At 39.9% G+C, this 18,618-nt stretch carries 14 protein-coding genes; 5 read left to right on the forward strand and 9 right to left on the reverse strand.

The genetic code is table 11. The features are described 5' to 3' along the window. Positions 1 to 27: 27 nt before the first annotated feature. On the reverse strand, positions 28 to 996 hold the full coding sequence (gene rlmF / locus BM179_RS22835) for a 23S rRNA (adenine(1618)-N(6))-methyltransferase RlmF (RefSeq protein WP_092019495.1): 969 nt from the start codon (positions 994 to 996) through the stop codon (positions 28 to 30). A gap of 303 nt (positions 997 to 1,299) precedes the next feature. Here rlmF and BM179_RS22845 point away from each other — a divergent pair, with 303 nt between their 5' ends. After that, on the forward strand, positions 1,300 to 2,079 hold the full coding sequence (locus BM179_RS22845) for a hypothetical protein (RefSeq protein WP_092019497.1): 780 nt from the start codon (positions 1,300 to 1,302) through the stop codon (positions 2,077 to 2,079). A gap of 69 nt (positions 2,080 to 2,148) precedes the next feature. Here the strand turns inward: BM179_RS22845 and BM179_RS22850 are convergent, their stop codons facing one another. From BM179_RS22850 to rsmA, 6 genes are all read right to left on the reverse strand, one after another. Then, a complete protein-coding gene (locus BM179_RS22850) occupies positions 2,149 to 3,090 on the reverse strand; it encodes a D-2-hydroxyacid dehydrogenase (protein WP_092019498.1) in 942 nt (313 codons plus the stop codon). 29 nt (positions 3,091 to 3,119) lie between these two features. Beyond that, complete coding sequence (locus BM179_RS22855) at positions 3,120 to 3,446, reverse strand: nucleotide pyrophosphohydrolase (RefSeq protein ID WP_092019499.1); 327 nt, start codon at positions 3,444 to 3,446, stop codon at positions 3,120 to 3,122. A 48-nt stretch (positions 3,447 to 3,494) separates the two neighbouring features. Beyond that, entirely contained in the window at positions 3,495 to 3,815 is a 321-nt protein-coding gene (locus tag BM179_RS22860) for a hypothetical protein (RefSeq protein ID WP_092019500.1), read from the reverse strand. Positions 3,816 to 3,817: 2 nt separating this feature from the next. Then, a complete protein-coding gene (gene dtd, locus BM179_RS22865; protein WP_092019572.1) occupies positions 3,818 to 4,270 on the reverse strand; it encodes a D-aminoacyl-tRNA deacylase in 453 nt (150 codons plus the stop codon). A gap of 195 nt (positions 4,271 to 4,465) precedes the next feature. Beyond that, entirely contained in the window at positions 4,466 to 5,842 is a 1,377-nt protein-coding gene (gene mgtE / locus BM179_RS22870; protein ID WP_092019501.1) for a magnesium transporter, read from the reverse strand. 111 nt (positions 5,843 to 5,953) lie between these two features. After that, on the reverse strand, positions 5,954 to 6,760 hold the full coding sequence (gene rsmA / locus BM179_RS22875) for a 16S rRNA (adenine(1518)-N(6)/adenine(1519)-N(6))-dimethyltransferase RsmA (RefSeq protein WP_092019502.1): 807 nt from the start codon (positions 6,758 to 6,760) through the stop codon (positions 5,954 to 5,956). 125 nt (positions 6,761 to 6,885) lie between these two features. Between rsmA and BM179_RS22880 the strand changes: the two genes are divergently transcribed. From BM179_RS22880 to clpB, 3 genes are all read left to right on the forward strand, one after another. Then, positions 6,886 to 7,269: a hypothetical protein gene (locus tag BM179_RS22880; RefSeq protein ID WP_092019503.1), complete on the forward strand. Its 384-nt coding sequence runs from the start codon at positions 6,886 to 6,888 to the stop codon at positions 7,267 to 7,269. A gap of 32 nt (positions 7,270 to 7,301) precedes the next feature. Continuing rightward, positions 7,302 to 10,688 (forward strand): PAS domain S-box protein, encoded by a 3,387-nt coding sequence (locus tag BM179_RS22885; protein ID WP_092019573.1) that lies wholly within the window; start codon positions 7,302 to 7,304, stop codon positions 10,686 to 10,688. Positions 10,689 to 11,213: 525 nt separating this feature from the next. Continuing rightward, positions 11,214 to 13,814: an ATP-dependent chaperone ClpB gene (gene clpB / locus BM179_RS22890; protein ID WP_092019504.1), complete on the forward strand. Its 2,601-nt coding sequence runs from the start codon at positions 11,214 to 11,216 to the stop codon at positions 13,812 to 13,814. A 70-nt stretch (positions 13,815 to 13,884) separates the two neighbouring features. On the opposite strand, the gene BM179_RS22895 is transcribed toward clpB, so the two are convergent. Then, entirely contained in the window at positions 13,885 to 14,880 is a 996-nt protein-coding gene (locus tag BM179_RS22895) for an LLM class flavin-dependent oxidoreductase (protein ID WP_092019505.1), read from the reverse strand. Between the two features lie 387 nt (positions 14,881 to 15,267). Between BM179_RS22895 and BM179_RS22900 the strand changes: the two genes are divergently transcribed. Next, entirely contained in the window at positions 15,268 to 17,829 is a 2,562-nt protein-coding gene (locus BM179_RS22900) for a TonB-dependent receptor (protein WP_092019506.1), read from the forward strand. Positions 17,830 to 17,911: 82 nt separating this feature from the next. On the opposite strand, the gene BM179_RS22905 is transcribed toward BM179_RS22900, so the two are convergent. Next, the gene (locus BM179_RS22905; protein ID WP_092019507.1) at positions 17,912 to 18,607 is read right to left on the reverse strand and encodes a LytR/AlgR family response regulator transcription factor; all 696 of its coding nucleotides are present in this window, start codon (positions 18,605 to 18,607) and stop codon (positions 17,912 to 17,914) included. Between the last annotated feature and the right edge of the window lie 11 nt (positions 18,608 to 18,618).

The following is an 18,618-nucleotide window of genomic DNA, read 5'->3' on the forward strand; positions in this document are numbered from 1 at the left end:
AACTCCGAAGGCCTTTTTGATTACAAGCTATTTCCCCCACCGGCTTTCTGCCCAGATTCTTTGTTGCGTCTTATCCATAAATGTCCAGGCAACTATCCGGCTGATTTTCTGACCTTGTGCCATTTCAATGGTTTTAACTTCCTGTGCCTTCACTTTGTTCAGCGCTTTATAAATACCGGGGAGGTTGTCCTTTTTTGAAATCAGGGATGAATACCAGAGACAATTTAAGGGCAATTCAGCGCTTTCTCCGATCATTGATCTGACAAATTTTACTTCGCCTCCTTCACACCACAGCTCACCGTTTTGTCCCCCGAAATTCAGTACAGGATTTGATGTTTTTTGCCCGCTGAGGTTTTTAACTTTTCTGATACTCCCGGCATTTGCCTCTTGTGCGGAGGTATGAAAAGGAGGGTTACAAATTGTAAAGTCGAAAGTTTCTCCGGGCTTTATAACTCCTCTGAAAATATGATCGGGAGAAGGCTGATGCCTTAGTTCAATGAAAGATTCCGGAAGGCTGTTAGCATTTAAGGTTTCCTGTGCTGCATTCAGAGAAATCCGGTCAATATCAGAACCTGCAAAACGCCATCCGTATTCCTTATTTCCCAGCAGGGGATAAATGCAATTAGCCCCGGTTCCGATGTCCAGTATCCTTACAGATTCATTTTTCGGAATGACTCCTTTATTCGAATCACTTAAAACATCAGCTATATAGTGAATATAATCAGCTCTTCCGGGAATAGGAGGGCAAAGATAACCGGCAGGAATATCCCAGTGCTCTATTCCGTAAAAATGTTTCAGAATGGCTTTATTGAGGACTTTAACTGCTTTTGGATTGGCAAAATCAATGGATTCTTCCTGAAATTTGTTCAAAGCCACAAAAGGTTTTAATTCAGGAAGTGTGGCAATCAGTTGAGGAAAATTATATCTGCCGTTGTGCTTGTTTCTGGGGTGTAAACTTTTCTTCTCAGGATTGGTATGTTTATTCTGCTGAGTCATTTTATACAATTAGTCATTTAAATCTTTTGATTTCAGAGATAAAGTTAAACAAATGCACCGGAAGCGACACTATTTTCGGTGCAAAGGCTGATCCCCGCGGTTGCAATCGGGAAAAACAGAGCATTTCTCAGGATTGTATGAAGTAATTTAAGCTGTTTTTTTCTTAGAAAGGAGACTGATGAAAATGCTTTTGTTGAAAATTCATGAAATACTATGACTTTTCTCATTCATTTAAAAAGCTTTCAGGTTTGCTCCTGAAAGCCTTTTTTGTTAGTTTTGAAAAATCTTAACCAGTCCTGAATTATGAAAGGTTCATTTCTTTGTATTATCACATTTGTCATTTTTGGATTAACTGCCTGTAATTCATCTGATTCAAGGCAGGAAGCGAAGAAGGATTCTATTCAGACGGGCAAAGATTCTTCCGGAACTGGAAATGTGGTTTCTCAGAAAAAGATTGAGAAATCGCTGTATTTGGAGGATGTACTTACTTGTATAAATCTGGAAGGACTTGAAAAAAAATACGGTAAGGAGAATATCAAGAAAGAATCGAAAATTGAATCAGGAGAAGGCGTTTTTGAGGTAACCAAGTTATTTCCTGATACAGAGAAAGAGGTTTTGATTTATTGGAAAATTAACGAAAAATTCAGGCAGATCGCTGACGCAATGGTGATGGTGAAATATGGCCGGGATGAAAAAGAGAGTTTTAGTAAAGAATGGGTTTCTAAATCAGGGATTCATCTGGGAATGAAACTTTCTGAAGTGGTGGCATTAAATCAAAAAGCTTTTACCATAACTGGTTTAGGCTGGGATTTAGGAGGTAGTGTAGTGAGCTGGGAGGGAGGCAAACTGGCCAATCAGAATCTACATGTACGCTTTAATGATTTCAGCGGAAATAACGGAGGATTGACAGAAGAGGAGTACAAACAAATAAGCGGAGAATTAGAATTTGATGTATCTCATCCTTCCCTTAAAAAACTGAATCCTGTAGTTGATCAGCTTTCTGTTTCTGCAAAAATTACGCTTGACCCGACTACCGGGAAAAAGATGGGGGCTGAAGTAGAGCGAAAGCAGATTAAAAGATAACATTATGAAATGCCATATTACTCTTTCCTGAGTTTATGGTACATCCGGACAATTACTTACCTTCCCTGTCTAAACTATGTTAATGGGCCTTTCTTCCTGAAAGGCTCTTATATTTTCAACAAGAGTATATACAATTCTTTGCCTTGCCTCAAAACTTATCCAGGCATTATGAGGTGTTATCAGGCAGTTTTTAGCAGAAAGTAATGGATTTGAGGCCTGAGGAGGCTCTGTTGAAAGTACATCCAGTGCAGCTCCGGCTATAATGCCTTCATTAAGTGCTTTGACCAGATCTGCTTCATTAATAAGCTGACCTCTGGAAGCATTAATCAGAAAAGCTCCTGCCTTCATAGAGGAAAGTAAACTCAGATTTACAAATTGGTTGTTTTCGGGAGTTAAAGGGCAATTGAGGGAAATAAAATCGCTTTGACTGAAAACAGCCTCAAGACTGGTATAATCGGCATAGGGGCTTTGTTTGGGTGTTCTGTTATGGAAAATAACCTTCATGCCGAAAGCATTGGCAATTTGAGCCGTTTTTTCTCCGATTTTGCCTAAACCGACAATACCCATAGTTTTTCCTGCCAGTTCAATAATCGGAGATAAGGAATACGACCAGTCACTTGCTGTTACCCATTCTCCCTTCGCTACACTTACGGCATTTTTACCAACATGATTGGATAATTCAAGTAGTAAAGCTATACTGTGCTGCGCAACAGAATCTGTTCCATAAGCCGGAACATTGCAAACAGTTACCTGTTGTCTGGCGGCCTGCATATCTATTACATTATAACCTGTAGCCGCTACCGCAATTAATTTCAGATCAGGTAATTGACGAAGGGTCTCCCCGGAAAAAGGGACTTTATTTGTAATTACAATGCTTGCCTCTTTACAACGTTCCACAATGTTTTCAACCGGAGTGCGGTCATAATAAACTACTTCCCCGAATTGATTGAAAATCTCATAGGAAAGGTCATTGGAATGAAGTGTATAGCCGTCAAGAATTACAATTTTCATAGATTTTCGATGTTTTAGAGAAAACAGACTTATTTCAGTTTTTCATTTTCCTGATGACGTGTAGCATCACGTCTGGTTTTCTTATCAAGATTTTTCTGCAAAGCTTCTGTCAGATTTATACCTGTCTGATTAGCCAGGCAAATCAAGACAAACAATACGTCAGCCATTTCATCACCCAGGTCTTTGGCTTTATCAGATTCTTTTTCTGATTGTTCGCCATACCTGCGGGCAATAATTCTTGCCACTTCTCCTACTTCTTCGGTAAGCATAGCCATATTGGTAAGTTCATTGAAATACCTTACGCCTACAGTTTTAATCCATTCATCTACTGTTTTCTGAGCTTGTTCAATGGTCATATGTTGACAGATTTTGAAGATTCTTAATTATTTGCTGAGAAAACCCGCTTATTTCCCTTCAAGCGCTTTTCTGAAAAATGATCCCATAAAACCACCAAAAAGTACAGGCAGCGGAGAAATATAGGTTGAAAACTGGTTGATGCCTGCTGCTTTGGGTTCAAAACCGGCTATCTGACCAATAAAATATCCCGCAAATATCCCGATTACAAATTGAAGCGCAGAAATCCAGCCTTTTTGAGGTTGTAAATAACCAAGACCTAATGAGAGTAATAAAACAACTAAAAGCGGAATATGAACAACATCGCTGTTAAGATTGGTATAAACAACGATTATCGTAGCGAGAAGGGTTAAAAGGGTATTTCGTATCATGCCTAAATTCTATTCTTAGAGTCGATAATAATCGTAACCGGGCCATCATTGAGAAGGGAGACTTTCATATCTGCCCCGAATTCTCCGGTTTGTATGGTTTTTCCCAGATCACTTTCCAATTGAGTTATCATAGATTGATATAAAGGAATAGCAACTTCTGGCTTTGCTGCTTCCAGAAAACTAGGTCTGTTGCCTTTTTTCGTACTGGCATGAAGGGTAAACTGGCTAATCAGCAGGATGCTTCCTTCAGTTGCCAACAAATCCAGATTCATTTTTCCTTCTGAATCTGAAAATACCCTGAGTCCGATGATTTTCCTGGAAAGCCATTCGGTATCTTCCTGCGTGTCAAGGTGTGTGATGCCTAAAAGGATGAGAAAACCCTGCGAAATGGCTCCTTTTATTTCTCCATCAATCCTCACAGATGCTTCCGTTACTCTTTGAATGACTGCTATCATATTTGTTTTATTGTAACTCCATTGTAACCACATAGGAACATAGATCACATAGAGATAAAATTAGTGTACCGAATTGCAACCTCATAGGAATATTGATTACAGATTACGTAGAATATAACCACATAGACATATAGGGCATATAGATATAGAATGTAACCATATAGACTCATAGAAATAAACTCTTGTGTTTCATTTCTAGAACATATTTTTCAGAATATGGGCAATGTAAAAATATACTCCATAACCAACCAGGTCGTTTGCGGTGGTAATAAACGGACCGGAGGCTACGGCCGGATTTATTTTAGTTTTTGAAAGAAATATCGGTGTAACGGTTCCCATGAAAGAGGCCAGGAGGATTACTGAAACCAGTGATAATGAGACGATTGTACATATTTTCAATTCATTCCCTACCAATAAATTAATCAGAAAAACCAGACCCGAACTCAATATACCATTCATCAAAGCTACTTTGAATGTTTTGACTAATCTTTCAGAAAAGCTGATACTTAAACCTGATTTATCGGCAAGACTTTGAACCATCAGTGAGGAAGACTGGATTCCGGCATTTCCTCCTGTAGAACCGACAATCGGAATAAAAGCTGCCAGAATCGGGTAGAGTGCAATATCTTTGTCGAAAAACTGAATAAATTCTGCGCCAAGTAAACTGCCGCCCATTCCAATCAATAACCAGGGAAGACGGGAACGTACTAACTTCCAGACAGAGTCATCTTCCTCAACATCTTCTGAAATACCCGTCATGGCCTGCACATCTACAATGGCCTGCTCTTTAATAAAATCTACCACGTCATCAATGGTAATTCTTCCCAGTAATCGTCCCTGAATATTCACAACCGGAATGGCTTCCAGGTCATATTTCTGCATAATATCGGCTACTTCCTCACCTTTCATGTAAGTTTGAACGGAGACAATATCAGGTTCGTAAACATCTGAAATCTTAGAGCCACGTTTGGCAAGAATGATTTTTTTCAGGGAAACTGTTCCCAGCAAAATGCCGTCATCATCAACTACATATACGGAATACACTTTTTCCACATCCTCAGCCTGCCTCCTGATTTCTTCCACACATTCTGTTACAGTCTGTTTTACATTAATTTTGACAAGCTCCTTTTGCATCAGACCACCCGCACAATCCTCGTCATAATGCATAAGATCGATAATAAACCGGGCTTGTTCACGATCCTTCAGCAGTGCAATGACTTCCTCTCTGATTTTAACAGGCTGTTCGTTAATAATATCAACCGCATCATCAGAGTCCAGAATATTGATGTACTCAGCAATTTCCGCAGAAGAGAAGTTTTTAAGAAGCTTTTTCCGCTCATCAGAATCAAGATCAGATAAAATTTCGGCAGTTACTTTGGTATCAAGCAAACTGACTACATAGTGCGCTTCTTCTCCTGATAATTCATAAAGAATGGAAGTAATATCAGCCGAATATAATTCTTCCATCTCAGCCTTAATCAAATCATGATTTTCCTCAAGAATTGCTGACTGAATTTTTTCTATATACTCTTTGGTTAATTCAAACGGTAAGTGTTGATTTGATACTTCCATCGACCGATTTCTTTTAATTTACAAAAATAAGTTTTGAGATAATACTTTGTAACTCAAGGGTTAATTTGCCGGCAATAACAGCCAGTCAATCAAGAAATCAAGTGGTTTGTCCTACTCTTCTTCAGGCTCTTCTATCTCCGAAATGGCCTGATCCGGAACATTGGCAGCCATATTTGTCAGGATGATAAAGTCCTGTACACCAAGCTGTTCAGCTCTTTTGTCCATCAGTGGATTATCCGGTAATCCTAAAGCACGAAGTGCATTTCTCAAAGTTTTTCTTCTTTGATTAAAGCCCATTTTTACGACCTGAATAAATTTCTTTTCATCGCAGCCCAAATCAGAGATATTATTTCTCTTCAGGCGGATTACACCGGAGTTGACTTTCGGAGGAGGATCGAAAACATGAGGGCCTAAAGAAAAAGAATATTCTATGTCATAAAATGCCTGTAATAAAACGCTCAGAATGCCATAATCTTTGTTACCTGGCTTTGAGGCAATTCTTACCGCTACTTCTTTCTGAAGCATACAGACAACCTCCGGAACGAGATCTTTATTCTCAAGTACTTTAAAGAAAATCTGTGAGGAAATATTGTAAGGGAAATTCCCGACAATTCCGAAAGTTTTCCCTCCGAAAAGTGTAGTCAGGTCCAATTTTAAAAAATCCGCTGAAAAAATCCTTTCTCTTAATTGCGGATAGAATTTATTAAGATATTCAACTGATTCACGATCCAGTTCAACTACAGAAGTGGTATATTCTTTATGTTCCAGTAAAAATTGGGTTAAAACACCCATTCCAGGGCCAATTTCCAGAACATCATCATAGCCGCCATGACGGGACATCAACTCCACAATCCTATGGGCTGCATCAAGATCCCGCAAAAAATGCTGACCCAGACTTTTCTTTGCTCTTACTTTCAAACAGTTTATCCGGTTAAAGTTACTTCAGCTGAAGTAACCATAATGAGTACTTATTTTTGATACCTTAAAATTACCTCAAATTTTGTACTTTTAAGGCATAAATGCTCATTAGAAAGGTAAATTTAATGAATGAGAGACTTTCAGAAGTAGTTGGCAGATACCTAACATTGCTTGAAAGCAGAGAAAACCTGTTGGTAATAGAGCAGTTTTATGCTGATGAGATTATTCAGTACGAGAATTATGAAGAGCCGATTACAGGTAAAAAGCATTGTTTTGACCTCGAATGTGATAACCTACGGAAAGTAAACCGGGTCAAAACACAGATAAAGTCGGTATGTATAGATGAAAGCAGCGGGCTTGTGACGGGAGAAATAAAGATTGTATTTGAAAATAAGCAAAAAGGTTTGAAATTACTGGAAGAAGCATTTGTTCAGCAATGGTCTGAGGGAAAAATTATCAGTCAGAAATTTTACTATCAGGAAATCAGGGAGGCGGAGGGAGAAATTTGATTTTTCATTTTGAGAAAATTTATGTTAAAAATATGCGCTGGTCACATAAATCCAAAGAACAATTAATCACAGAGATTCGCCATTTGAAGAAAGAGCTTGCGGTGCTTGAAAACAATGATAAAGCGAATTTTTTTACGCCGAAGGCTGGTTTCGATATTGCTAAAACTGTCGAAAGCCTGAATCTGGTAGGGCTTATTCTGGAAGCTGACGGGAATATCGTATTTTGTAATACATTTACCGAAAAAGCACTGGGTTGGACGGCAGAAGAATTGGTGGGACAGAATTTCTTCGATGTACTTGTTCCGCCTTCTCAGCGGGAGCAAAGGCTTGATGCCTTTAAAACTGCTATGGAAAACGGAGGTATTTTCGGAACCAAAGAGCGCACATTACTGGCTAAAAATGGACAGACACGTTATATTGAACTGAATTCAACCATTTTTAACAGTGCCGGAGAAGATCAGTATCTTACCATTATCGGTGAAGATGTAACAGAAAGAAGAAAAGTTTCAGAAGCACTGACACGCTCCAATTCTCAGCTACAGGATTTAGTAAATAATACCTCCGATTTAGTGCAGATCATCAGCATTTCCGGTCGTTTCCTGTATGTAAACAAATCATGGCAGGAAAGTATGGGGTATCAGTCGGATGAACTGACCTCTTTAAAACTGAAAGATGTACTTCACCCGGATTTTGCGGAGGATACACTTCATAAACTGGAAAGAGTTAAAAACGGAGAAAAAATACCGGATTTTGAAACCGTTTTCAGAAGAAAAGACGGAAGACGGCTCTATCTTTCCGGTTCGGTAAACTGCCGTTTTGAAAAAGATGTTCCGACTGCTTTTCGTTGTATTTTCCACAACTCTACTGCAAAAGTGAGAGCGGAAAGAGCGACGAAACTCTATTCAAGTATTGCACAAACAACTATTAATTCTACTAACCTCGATAATCTTTATGAGAATATTCATAAGGAACTGGGAGAAGTAATTGATGTGAAAAACTTCTTTATTGCGCAATACGACCCTGCCAAAAGCTTCCTGTATTTCCCATATTACATAGATGAATATTTTGACAGCAGGGTGCATTTTACAAAACGTAAACTGGGGAATGGTCTGACAGAATATGCGATTATGGCTAATCAGCCTTTGATTTTGCAGGATGTTGATATACAAAGACTTGCTGAGGAAAAGAAGATTTATTTGTACGGTGTGGTTCCTAAAGTGATGCTCTGTGTTCCGTTGAGGATTGGCGACAGGGTTACCGGAATTATCGGGGTGAAATCATATGAAAGGACAAATAAATACGAGCGAAAAGATTTGGAACTGCTCGACTTTATTTCCAGACAGGTTGCGCTGGCAATTGAACGTAAGCAGGCAGAAGAAGCTCTGGCACGTGAAACGGCTCGTTTGAATGCTATTTTTGAGGGAAGCTCGCACCTGATGTGGTCTGTCAACCGTAAAATGCTGCTTACTTCCTTCAATCAGGAATACAGTAACCTGCTGGCTAGTCAGATAAATGTGAGGCCACAGCTGACACTAAGTACAGAAAGTATGGGTTTCAGAATGCTTTCGGCACCGGACAGAAGGATTTTGGAGGAGAAATATAAACAGGCTTTCAAGGGTTTCCAGCAACATTTTGAACTTCAGCTTGAAACAGCACTAGGAGATGAGAAATGGGTAGAAATTTACCTGAACCCGATTTTGCTGAATAATGATGTAATTGAAGAAGTTTCAGGGATAGGCAGGGATATTACAGACCTGAAGAAATATCAGCAGGATATTGTAAAAGCCAAAGATGAAGCCGAACGCTCGTTGAAAGTGAAAGAACGTTTTCTGGCCAATATGAGCCATGAAATCCGGACACCGATGAATGGGGTAATAGGAATGATTGATTTGCTCAATGATACACCATTGGATATTGAGCAGAAAGATTATGTTCAAACGATCAAGAAATCTTCTGAAACGTTGCTTCATATTTTGAATGATATCCTTGACCTGGCTAAAATTGAGGCCGGGAAAATGGTTTTACATGAAGCCCCTTTGGTTTTCAGAGATCTTTTTGACCGTTTACTGGCACTGTTCTCTCAGATTGCTGCCAATAAAAGGAATAAAATCGTCTGCGAATTTGGGGAGAATTTACCTGAATTTGTCATTGCAGATGAAACCCGCCTGCTTCAGATTTTATCTAACCTGACATCGAATGCCCTGAAATTCACGGAGAACGGGGTTGTGAGGATAAAGATCAATCTGTTAGAAAAAAGAGGGAAATTCAACCGTTTGAAAGTAGAGGTATTAGATTCCGGCATCGGAATTACCAGAGAAAATCTGGCGATTCTGTTTAATGCTTTTCAGCAGGTTGATAATTCTACAACAAAAACTTTTGGCGGAACTGGTCTTGGTCTGGCTATTTCAAAAGAACTTTGCCGTCTGATGAAGGGAGAAATAGGCGTGGAGTCGGAATTGGGAGAAGGAAGTAATTTCTGGTTTACGGTAGAGTTGAAGCAGACAGATATCAGTCCTTCGATGATGATCAGAAATAATGATGAATTCCATATCGTAGATCATTTCAAAAATTATCAGCCGCATTTACTTTTGGTGGATGATAATGCTACTAACCGTAAAGTCGCCAGTCAGATTTTAATCAAAGCAGGCTGTAAAGTAATCACAGCTGATAGCGGTATGAAAGCCATTGAATTGGTAAAAAGTTCTGTAAATGAACGTTTTGATTTGATTCTGATGGATATTCAAATGCCTGAAATGGATGGGATTGAGACGACAAAGAGACTCAGAGAGATGGAAGGTGCAGGACTGCCTCCTGTAGTTGCAATGACGGCTTATGCGATGAAAGAGGACAGAGACAGATTCTTATCGAACGGAATGAACGATTATATTTCCAAGCCGATCCGTGCGGAGAATCTGGTGAGAAAAGTAAAAGAATGGGTTGATAAAAAGCTTTCAGTGAAGACAGTAACTTCGGTTTCGGATCAGGAAAAACCCAAAAGTGAGGAAAACCTGGTTGCTGAAGCCGGGAGCCCGGAACTTTTTGAAGAAATTTTGAAAAAACTTCCGGTACTTGACAACGAAATTCTGAAGCAGCTTGCCGATAGCGTAGGTGGTGAAATGGATTTTGTTGTTTCAATCCTTGAAGGATTTGAAGAAGAAGCACTTGAACAGATCCGGAACGCGAAAACAGGTTTCCTGGAAAATGATTGCAGAGCTGTTCAAAGCGAGCTCCATACCCTGAAAGGAAATTCAGGCACATTGGGTGTAATGCGTCTGCATGAAATTACGAGACATATTGAAGTAAAAGCCAAAGTTTGTGATTTCAGGGATTTTGAAGAAGAAATCAGGATTCTGGAATCTGAATTTGAGGCGTTTCAGGAGGTTTACAGAGAATTGGCCCAAAAAGTATCGGAAAAGTAATAGAGATTTTGTAAGATAAAATTCAGGAGTTGACATAAATAAGGCACAGCATCCGGATGCTGTGCCTTTTGACTTTTAGGATTGGCGGTTCCATTGAGTCAATAAAATCAGCCATTGGTAATCTATGAGAGGCAAATAATTTTTAAAACTAAATTGCCCTGACTGACAATTAGTTATCCCGATATCCGTAGATTAAGAAGTCTGATGTTGTGTTATGAGATAAAGATAGTTTATAAACCTGATTTTGCAACTTCTTTTGGGATAAACGGTGTTTTAAATAAGGTGAAAATACCTATAAACCCCTGCAAATATTTCTTAATAGAAAGGTCGTTTCAATCAGCACCAGGTAAAAGGATGATATGATTTAAAAAAGCCATTGCGTCATTGTTTTGAATAAAATCCAGTCATTTCGTCCTGTTTTTCTGCAATAAATCTTTTAAAAACGGTCAAATTTTCCGAAAAAGCACTTTGGCTTTTGGTTTGTGGAAAAGTAAACATCTGAGTAATAACAAGACATTGATAAAAATGAATTTCGATAAGTACACCACCAAAACCCAGGAAGTAATCCAGCAAGCAGCTTCGATTGCTTCAGCAGGCGGCCAGCAAGCCATTGAAACGGGGCATTTGCTGAAAGCCATTTTATCAGAAGATATGAACACTTCTTCTTTTTTACTGAAGAAGCTCGGTGTAAATGCTAATCTGCTGAACACAAGATTAGAAAGCCTGATTAATGCTTATCCCAAAGTTTCGGGCGGGCAACCCTATTTATCCAATGAACTAGCCGCTGCCCTGCAGAAAGCAGAAGGCTTTATGAAGGAATTTAATGATGAATTTGTAAGCGTAGAACTTGTTCTTTTGGGAATTCTGGCAGGAAAAGATGCCGTTTCAACTTTGCTGAAAGAGAATGGTTTCAAGGAAAAAGAACTAAAATCCGCTATAAAGGAATTGAGAGGAAATAATAACGTGAAAGACCAAAACGCAGAAGCTACCTATCGTTCTTTAGAAAGGTACTCAAAAAATTTAAATGAATTAGCCCGTTCCGGAAAGATTGATCCGGTAATCGGACGTGATGAGGAAATCAGGCGTGTGTTGCAGATTTTATCTCGTCGTACAAAAAACAACCCGATCCTTTTGGGTGAGCCAGGTGTCGGTAAAACCGCCATTGTCGAAGGCCTGGCTCAAAGAATTGTAGCCGGAGATGTTCCTGAAAATTTGAAATCAAAGACCATTATGTCGCTTGACATGGGTTTATTGATCGCCGGAGCGAAATACAAAGGTGAATTTGAAGAACGTTTGAAAGCCGTTATCAAAGAAGTAATCGATGCTGAAGGTGAAATTATCTTGTTTATTGATGAGATTCATACCCTGGTTGGTGCGGGAGCGGGTGAAGGTGCGATGGATGCGGCCAACTTGCTGAAACCTGCGCTGGCTCGTGGAGAATTGCATGCAATCGGTGCCACAACGTTGAAAGAATATCAGAAATACATTGAGAAAGATAAAGCGCTGGAGCGTCGTTTCCAATCTGTGAACGTAGAAGAACCTGATGTTCAGGATGCGATTTCAATCTTAAGAGGTATTAAGGAAAAATATGAATTGCACCATGGCGTCAGGATTCAGGATGATGCGGTAATCGCAGCAGTGGAATTGTCAAACCGTTATATTTCAGACCGTTTTCTTCCGGATAAGGCCATTGATTTAATGGATGAGGCTTCTGCCAAAATGCGATTGGAAATTGATTCCGTTCCTGAGGCAATTGATGATATTCAACGAAAAATCATGCAGCTGGAAATTGAAAGAGAGGCGATCAGAAGAGAGAATAATACGGAAAGACTTGCTGTTTTGAACAAAGAACTGGCTGATTTGCAGGAAAACAGAGATGCTTTGAGAGCGAAATGGCAAAGTGAGAAAAGCGTACTGGATGCCATTCGTGCGGAAAAGGAGAATATCGAACGTTTAAAACTGGAAGCAGAACAGGCAGAAAGAGCAGGAGATTATGGAAAAGTTGCAGAAATCCGTTACGGAAGGTTGATTGAAAGTCAGAATAAATTTGCAGAACTTCAAAAGCAATCTGCCGGAGAAGGAAGTATGTTACAGGAAGAAGTAACGGCTGAAAATATAGCAGAAGTAGTGGCAAAATGGACAGGAATTCCGGTAAGTAAAATGCTGCAAAGTGAAAGAGAAAAACTGCTTCACCTGGAAAGAGAATTAGGAAAAAGAGTAGCGGGCCAGGAAGAAGCAATAGAAGCTGTATCGGATGCTGTTCGCCGCTCAAGAGCGGGAATGCAGGATCCGAAACGCCCGATCGGTTCGTTTATTTTTCTTGGAACGACCGGTGTCGGTAAAACCGAACTGGCAAAAGCCCTGGCCGAATATCTTTTCAATGATGACAGTGCGATGGTCAGAATAGATATGTCTGAATATCAGGAACGTCATGCGGTAAGCCGTCTGATCGGAGCGCCTCCGGGATACGTCGGATACGATGAAGGCGGACAATTGACCGAAGCGGTAAGACGTAAACCTTATTCTGTAATTTTGCTGGACGAGATAGAAAAAGCACATCCGGATGTATGGAATACTATGCTCCAGGTGCTTGACGAGGGCCGTTTGACTGATAATAAAGGAAGAATTGCCAATTTCAAGAACACGATTATCATCATGACTTCAAATATAGGAAGCCATATTATTCAGGAAAAAATGACTGAAATGGAGGGCTGGAATAATCATCTGGTGATGGAACAGGCAAAAACAGAAGTAATGACACTGTTGAAACAAGTAGTCAGACCGGAGTTTTTGAATCGTGTGGATGAAATTGTAATGTTTGAACCTTTGACACAGAAAAACATTCGCAAAATTGTCAATATTCAGTTCAGACAGATTCAAAAACGGTTGGAGGAACAAGGGATTACGCTTGAAGCTTCAGACGAAGTACTTGATAAATTTGCTGAGGAAGGATTTGATCCTGCCTTTGGTGCAAGACCTTTGAAGAGGGTTCTTCAAAAACAGATTCTCAATGAGCTTTCAAAAGCGATTTTATCAGGATCTATCAATAAAGATGCGGTAATAATGATAGAATTGGCAGAGGGGGGCACTTTAAGATTTGAGAATGTAGGGAAAGTGGAGATGTAAAATTAAAAATAGCATGTAGTAACAGAGGTCAGGCCGTTAAGTCTGACCTCTTTTGTTTTCAGTGGATTTCTTAAGGTTTCGCCCATTCATTTCTGATATCGGCTAAAATCTCATAAGAACGTAATCTTGCCTGATGATCAAATATCTGGGAAGTAATAATAATTTCGTCAGGCTCAATATCTTCCATGATCTGCTGCAACTGCATTTTTGCATACTCTTTGTCACCGACTATGGCATATTGAAGTGCCTGATCTACCCCAAATCTTTCCATGGGAGTCCAATACGAATCCATACTTTTCACCGGAGGAGGAATTTGTCCGGCACTTCCTCTTCTGATGTACGTGAATTGTCTTTGTACAGAAGTAAAATGAAAAGCAGCCTCTTCTTTAGTATCTGCCACAGAAGCGCCGAGCCCCATCATGAAATAGGGTTTCGACAGAAATTCGGATGGTTCGAACTGATTTCTGTAAATCTGTAAGGCCATTTTAAGATCTTTCGGGGCAAAATGCGAAGCAAAAGAATAAGGTAGTCCTAGCTTTGCAGCCAGTTTAGCTCCGAAAAGGCTGGAACCAAGTATCCAGACGGGAACATGAAGACCTGCACCCGGTACTGCACGCAGCGTTTGTTGTTCCTCTTCTTCCTGAAAATATTCCAGTAAGGTCATTAGATCATGTGGAAAAGTATTATTGGTCTCCATATCTCTTCTTAAAGCCCTTGCTGTATCCATATCAGCACCCGGAGCTCTTCCTACTCCAAGGTCGATTCTCCCCGGATAAAGAGATTCTAAAGTGCCAAACTGTTCTGCAATAACCAAAGGAGAGTGATTGGGTAACATAATCCCACCAGAACCTACACGGATAGTGTTAGTTCCGGCCGCCACGTAGCCGATTACTACCGAAGTTGCGGCACTGGCGATACCCGGCATATTATGATGTTCGGCCATCCAGTAGCGATTGTATCCCCACTTCTCAGCATTTTGAGCAAGATTCAGGGTATTTTGAAAGGCCTGTGCCGCAGTACTTCCTTCAAAAATGGGAGAAAGGTCTAGTATTGAAAATGGAATCATTGTTTTTTTTTCTAAATGATGATAAAGCAGCCCGTCTTTAACGGATTCTGATAATACCTGTGTTCTGCTGCCTGATTAGAAAAATGAGAAATAACCGGTTCTGGTTCCCGGAAATGAATCTGATTATCGATGAAACCTGCTTTCAATAAGGTAGGCTGCTATATTTTGAAGGAATTTTAGTTTTTTCGAAGCCTTACTCAGGAAAATAAAACTTATGCACTGCCCTTTTTATACCTTATTATTTCAAAAGATATTCCTTAAAAACACTGATTTTAGTGATGTTCATATAATAAAACACGGTATTTATTGTAATATCTTGCTGATTTAGCTTTATTGCAAACATAATCCTTTAGCTTCCTGATACTATTAAACCCCTTGCAGATTATTATGAAACAGAAATTATTACTCATTTTCGGATTAATTATTCTTACTTTTTCTTCGGGAAAAGCACAGCAATTGATTACCGGTAAAATATCCGAAAAGAACGGAAGTCCCATCGTCGGTGCGACAATTCTGGAAAAAGGAAGTTCAAATGGAACTTCTACGAATGGAAATGGTGCATTTTCACTGAAAGTTAACAAATCAAAAACCCGCCTTGTGATTTCTTCAGTCGGATTCCAGACAATCGAGATTGATGCCTCACCCGGGACGGAGGTTTCGCTGGTTTTGGAAGAAAGCTCAGTGAATCTGGATGCGGTACAGGTAGTTGGTACCAGAAGTTTGAACCGTTCCGCCACTGAAACTCCTGTACCGGTAGATATTATCCCGATTCAGCAGGTTACCAATTCAGTTGGTCAGGTAGATCTGAACCAGATACTTCAATACGTTGCCCCATCTTTTAACTCCAATCGCCAGACTGGTTCGGATGGTGCTGACCACGTTGACCCTGCTACACTAAGAGGTCTGGGTCCGGACCAGACGCTTGTGCTCATTAATGGAAAAAGAAGGCATCAATCAGCTTTGATTTACCTTTTTGGTACCCGCGGACGAGGAAATACCGGAACAGATTTAAATACCATTCCGGCTTCCGCCATTGATAGGATCGAAATCCTGAGAGATGGGGCCGCTGCGCAATATGGTTCCGATGCTATTGCCGGAGTAATTAATATTGTGTTGAAAACAGATGTGGAAAAATTGACAGGAGGAGTGAACACCGGAATTTATGACAAAGGTGATGGAAAAATGATTAATGCTTATGCTAATTATGGCGTAAAAGTAGGAGAGAAGGGCGTAATCAATTTTACGGTTGATTATTTAGGAAGGGGAAAAACCAATCGCCCGTCTGTTCCGGATGGTCCGCGCGCTTATTTCGGAGATGCCTCGGCACAGAATACTTCCGTTTTTGTCAATTCTAAAATTCCGGTCGGACAAAAATCAGAGTTTTATTTCTTTGGAGGATATAGCTACAGATTTTCAGATTCTTATGCCTGGACAAGAACTGCAAAAATTGATACCGGAGATGTGAATGTAGGTACGATGGATAATCCCAGAAACGTTAAGGAAATCTATCCCAATGGATTTACACCAAGAATTCAGGCTACGATTAATGACGCTTCAGGTTCAGTAGGTTTAAGAACTAAATTTGGCGCCTGGGATGCTGATTTCAATACAACCTACGGTTCAAACAGATTTCATTATACGGTAGACGGAACGTTAAATGCTTCATTGGGAGTAAGTTCTCCCACTCATTTTGACGCAGGAGGCTTTGGGTTTAGCCAGCATACAATCGGAGCGAATTTTACCAGAAATTTTGCAGATATAGCCTCCGGATTTAACCTCGCATTCGGTTCTGAATTCAGAAGAGATGCTTATGATATTGTAGCGGGAGAGGAGGGATCCTGGAAACAATATCCTACGGCAGATAACAGACCGGGTGGTTCACAGGGTTTTCCGGGCTTTCAGCCTTCAAATGTATTAGATGTTTCCAGAACAAATATCGCCGGGTATCTGGACACAGAACTTGATGTGACAAAGCATTTCCTTGTATCAGGTGCGGTTCGTTTTGAAAACTACAGTGATTTTGGAAGTACGTTTAACTATAAACTGGCAACGCGTCTTAAATTGTCAGATGCTATTTCTTTCAGAGGTTCTTATAGTACCGGTTTCAGAGCGCCATCTCTGGCACAGCGCTATTTCAATACCACCTTTACAAATTTTGCAGGTGGGGTAGCCGTTGACCAGATTATCGCCAATAATGAAAGTGTTATCGCTCAGACAGTGGGTATTCCTAAATTAAAGCAGGAAACCTCTCAAAATGCCAGTATCGGTTTTACTGCAAAACCTGCTTCAAACTTTAACGTAACCGTTGATGCGTATCTGATTAATATCAAGGACAGAATTGTATTAACCGGAACATTTAGTGATCAGGATGATGCAATCGGGAGTATTCTGAAAAAAATGAATGTCGGAAATGCTCAGTTCTTTACCAATGCTCTTGACACTAAAACGTATGGTCTGGATGTTATTTTAACCCATCAGGCTTATGTAGGAAGCGGACGCCTAACAACCTCTTTTGCAGGGAATTTTAATTCTATGGAATTAGGTACAGTAAAAACGACAGCGAAACTGGCCGGAAAAGAAGATACTTATCTGGATGCCCGCGAGAAAGCGTTTATTCTGGCATCTGCTCCTAAGAGCAAACTTAATTTAACATTGGATTACAAAATCCACAGATTCAATACAAATTTAAGATTAGTTCATTTCGCTGCCGTTGATCTGGTAAACTACAATTATGTAATCAATCATTACAGCGCAAAAATGACTACAGACCTTGCTTTTGGATATGAGCTGAGTAAGAATTATACTTTGTCGATTGGCAGTACAAATATTTTTGATGTTTATCCGGACAAACAGGATCCGTTTAATACTGAGACAGGCGGCATGTGGGATCCGGTACAAATGGGCTCAGCCGGACGTTTTTATTTTGCCAGATTAAGGTTTAAATTCTAAAATAATACTAATTTTCACAAAGAATCCCAGACAACCTCATGGTATCTGGGATTTCTGCTTTATTGTTTTCCGGATTGATTACTCAGCTGCCTGCGATAATATTTTTTATTTCCTGAACTTTTTCCTCAAAAGAAACTCCGATCGGAATTTCGGTCGTTCCGATCCAGATGCTTTGGCGACTGATTTTGTTGATTTTCCCGATGGGAACAATATAAGAGCGGTGAATACGCATAAATTGGTTTAGAGGTAAGAGATTTAATACTTCGGTAATGGTTTGCCGTGAAAGTAATTTTCTGGTTTTCAGAACAAAGGTCATGTAATTGCCTGCTGCTTCGATGTACGAAATCTCATCCAGCATCACTTTTTCTTCTTCGTATCCGGTTTTGATAAAAATATAATCTTTGGCTTCTCCGGAGTAAGCCCTTTTGAAATCAAGCGCTTTATTGCAGGATTTAGTAAAACGAGCCAGTGAGAAAGGTTTTAACAGAAAATCTATGGCATCTAATTCAAATCCTTCCACAGCATATTCCGAATAAGCTGTGGTAAAAATAACCATAGGTACTTTCTGAAGACAGTTGATGAATTCAATACCGGAAATATCCGGCATTTTAATATCCAGAAATATCAGGTCGATCTTATGCTGTTTCAGAAAAGTAATGGCCTCAAAAGCATCTGTAAATGAAGCCGCTAATTCCACGAAAGGTACTTTTGAGGCGAATATCTGAACCACTTCCAATGCCAGGGGTTCATCGTCAATAGCGATAGCTGTTATTTTCATATGCCGGTATT

It is taken from the genome of Pseudarcicella hirudinis, from assembly GCF_900115665.1.
GTDB lineage: Bacteria > Bacteroidota > Bacteroidia > Cytophagales > Spirosomataceae > Pseudarcicella > Pseudarcicella hirudinis.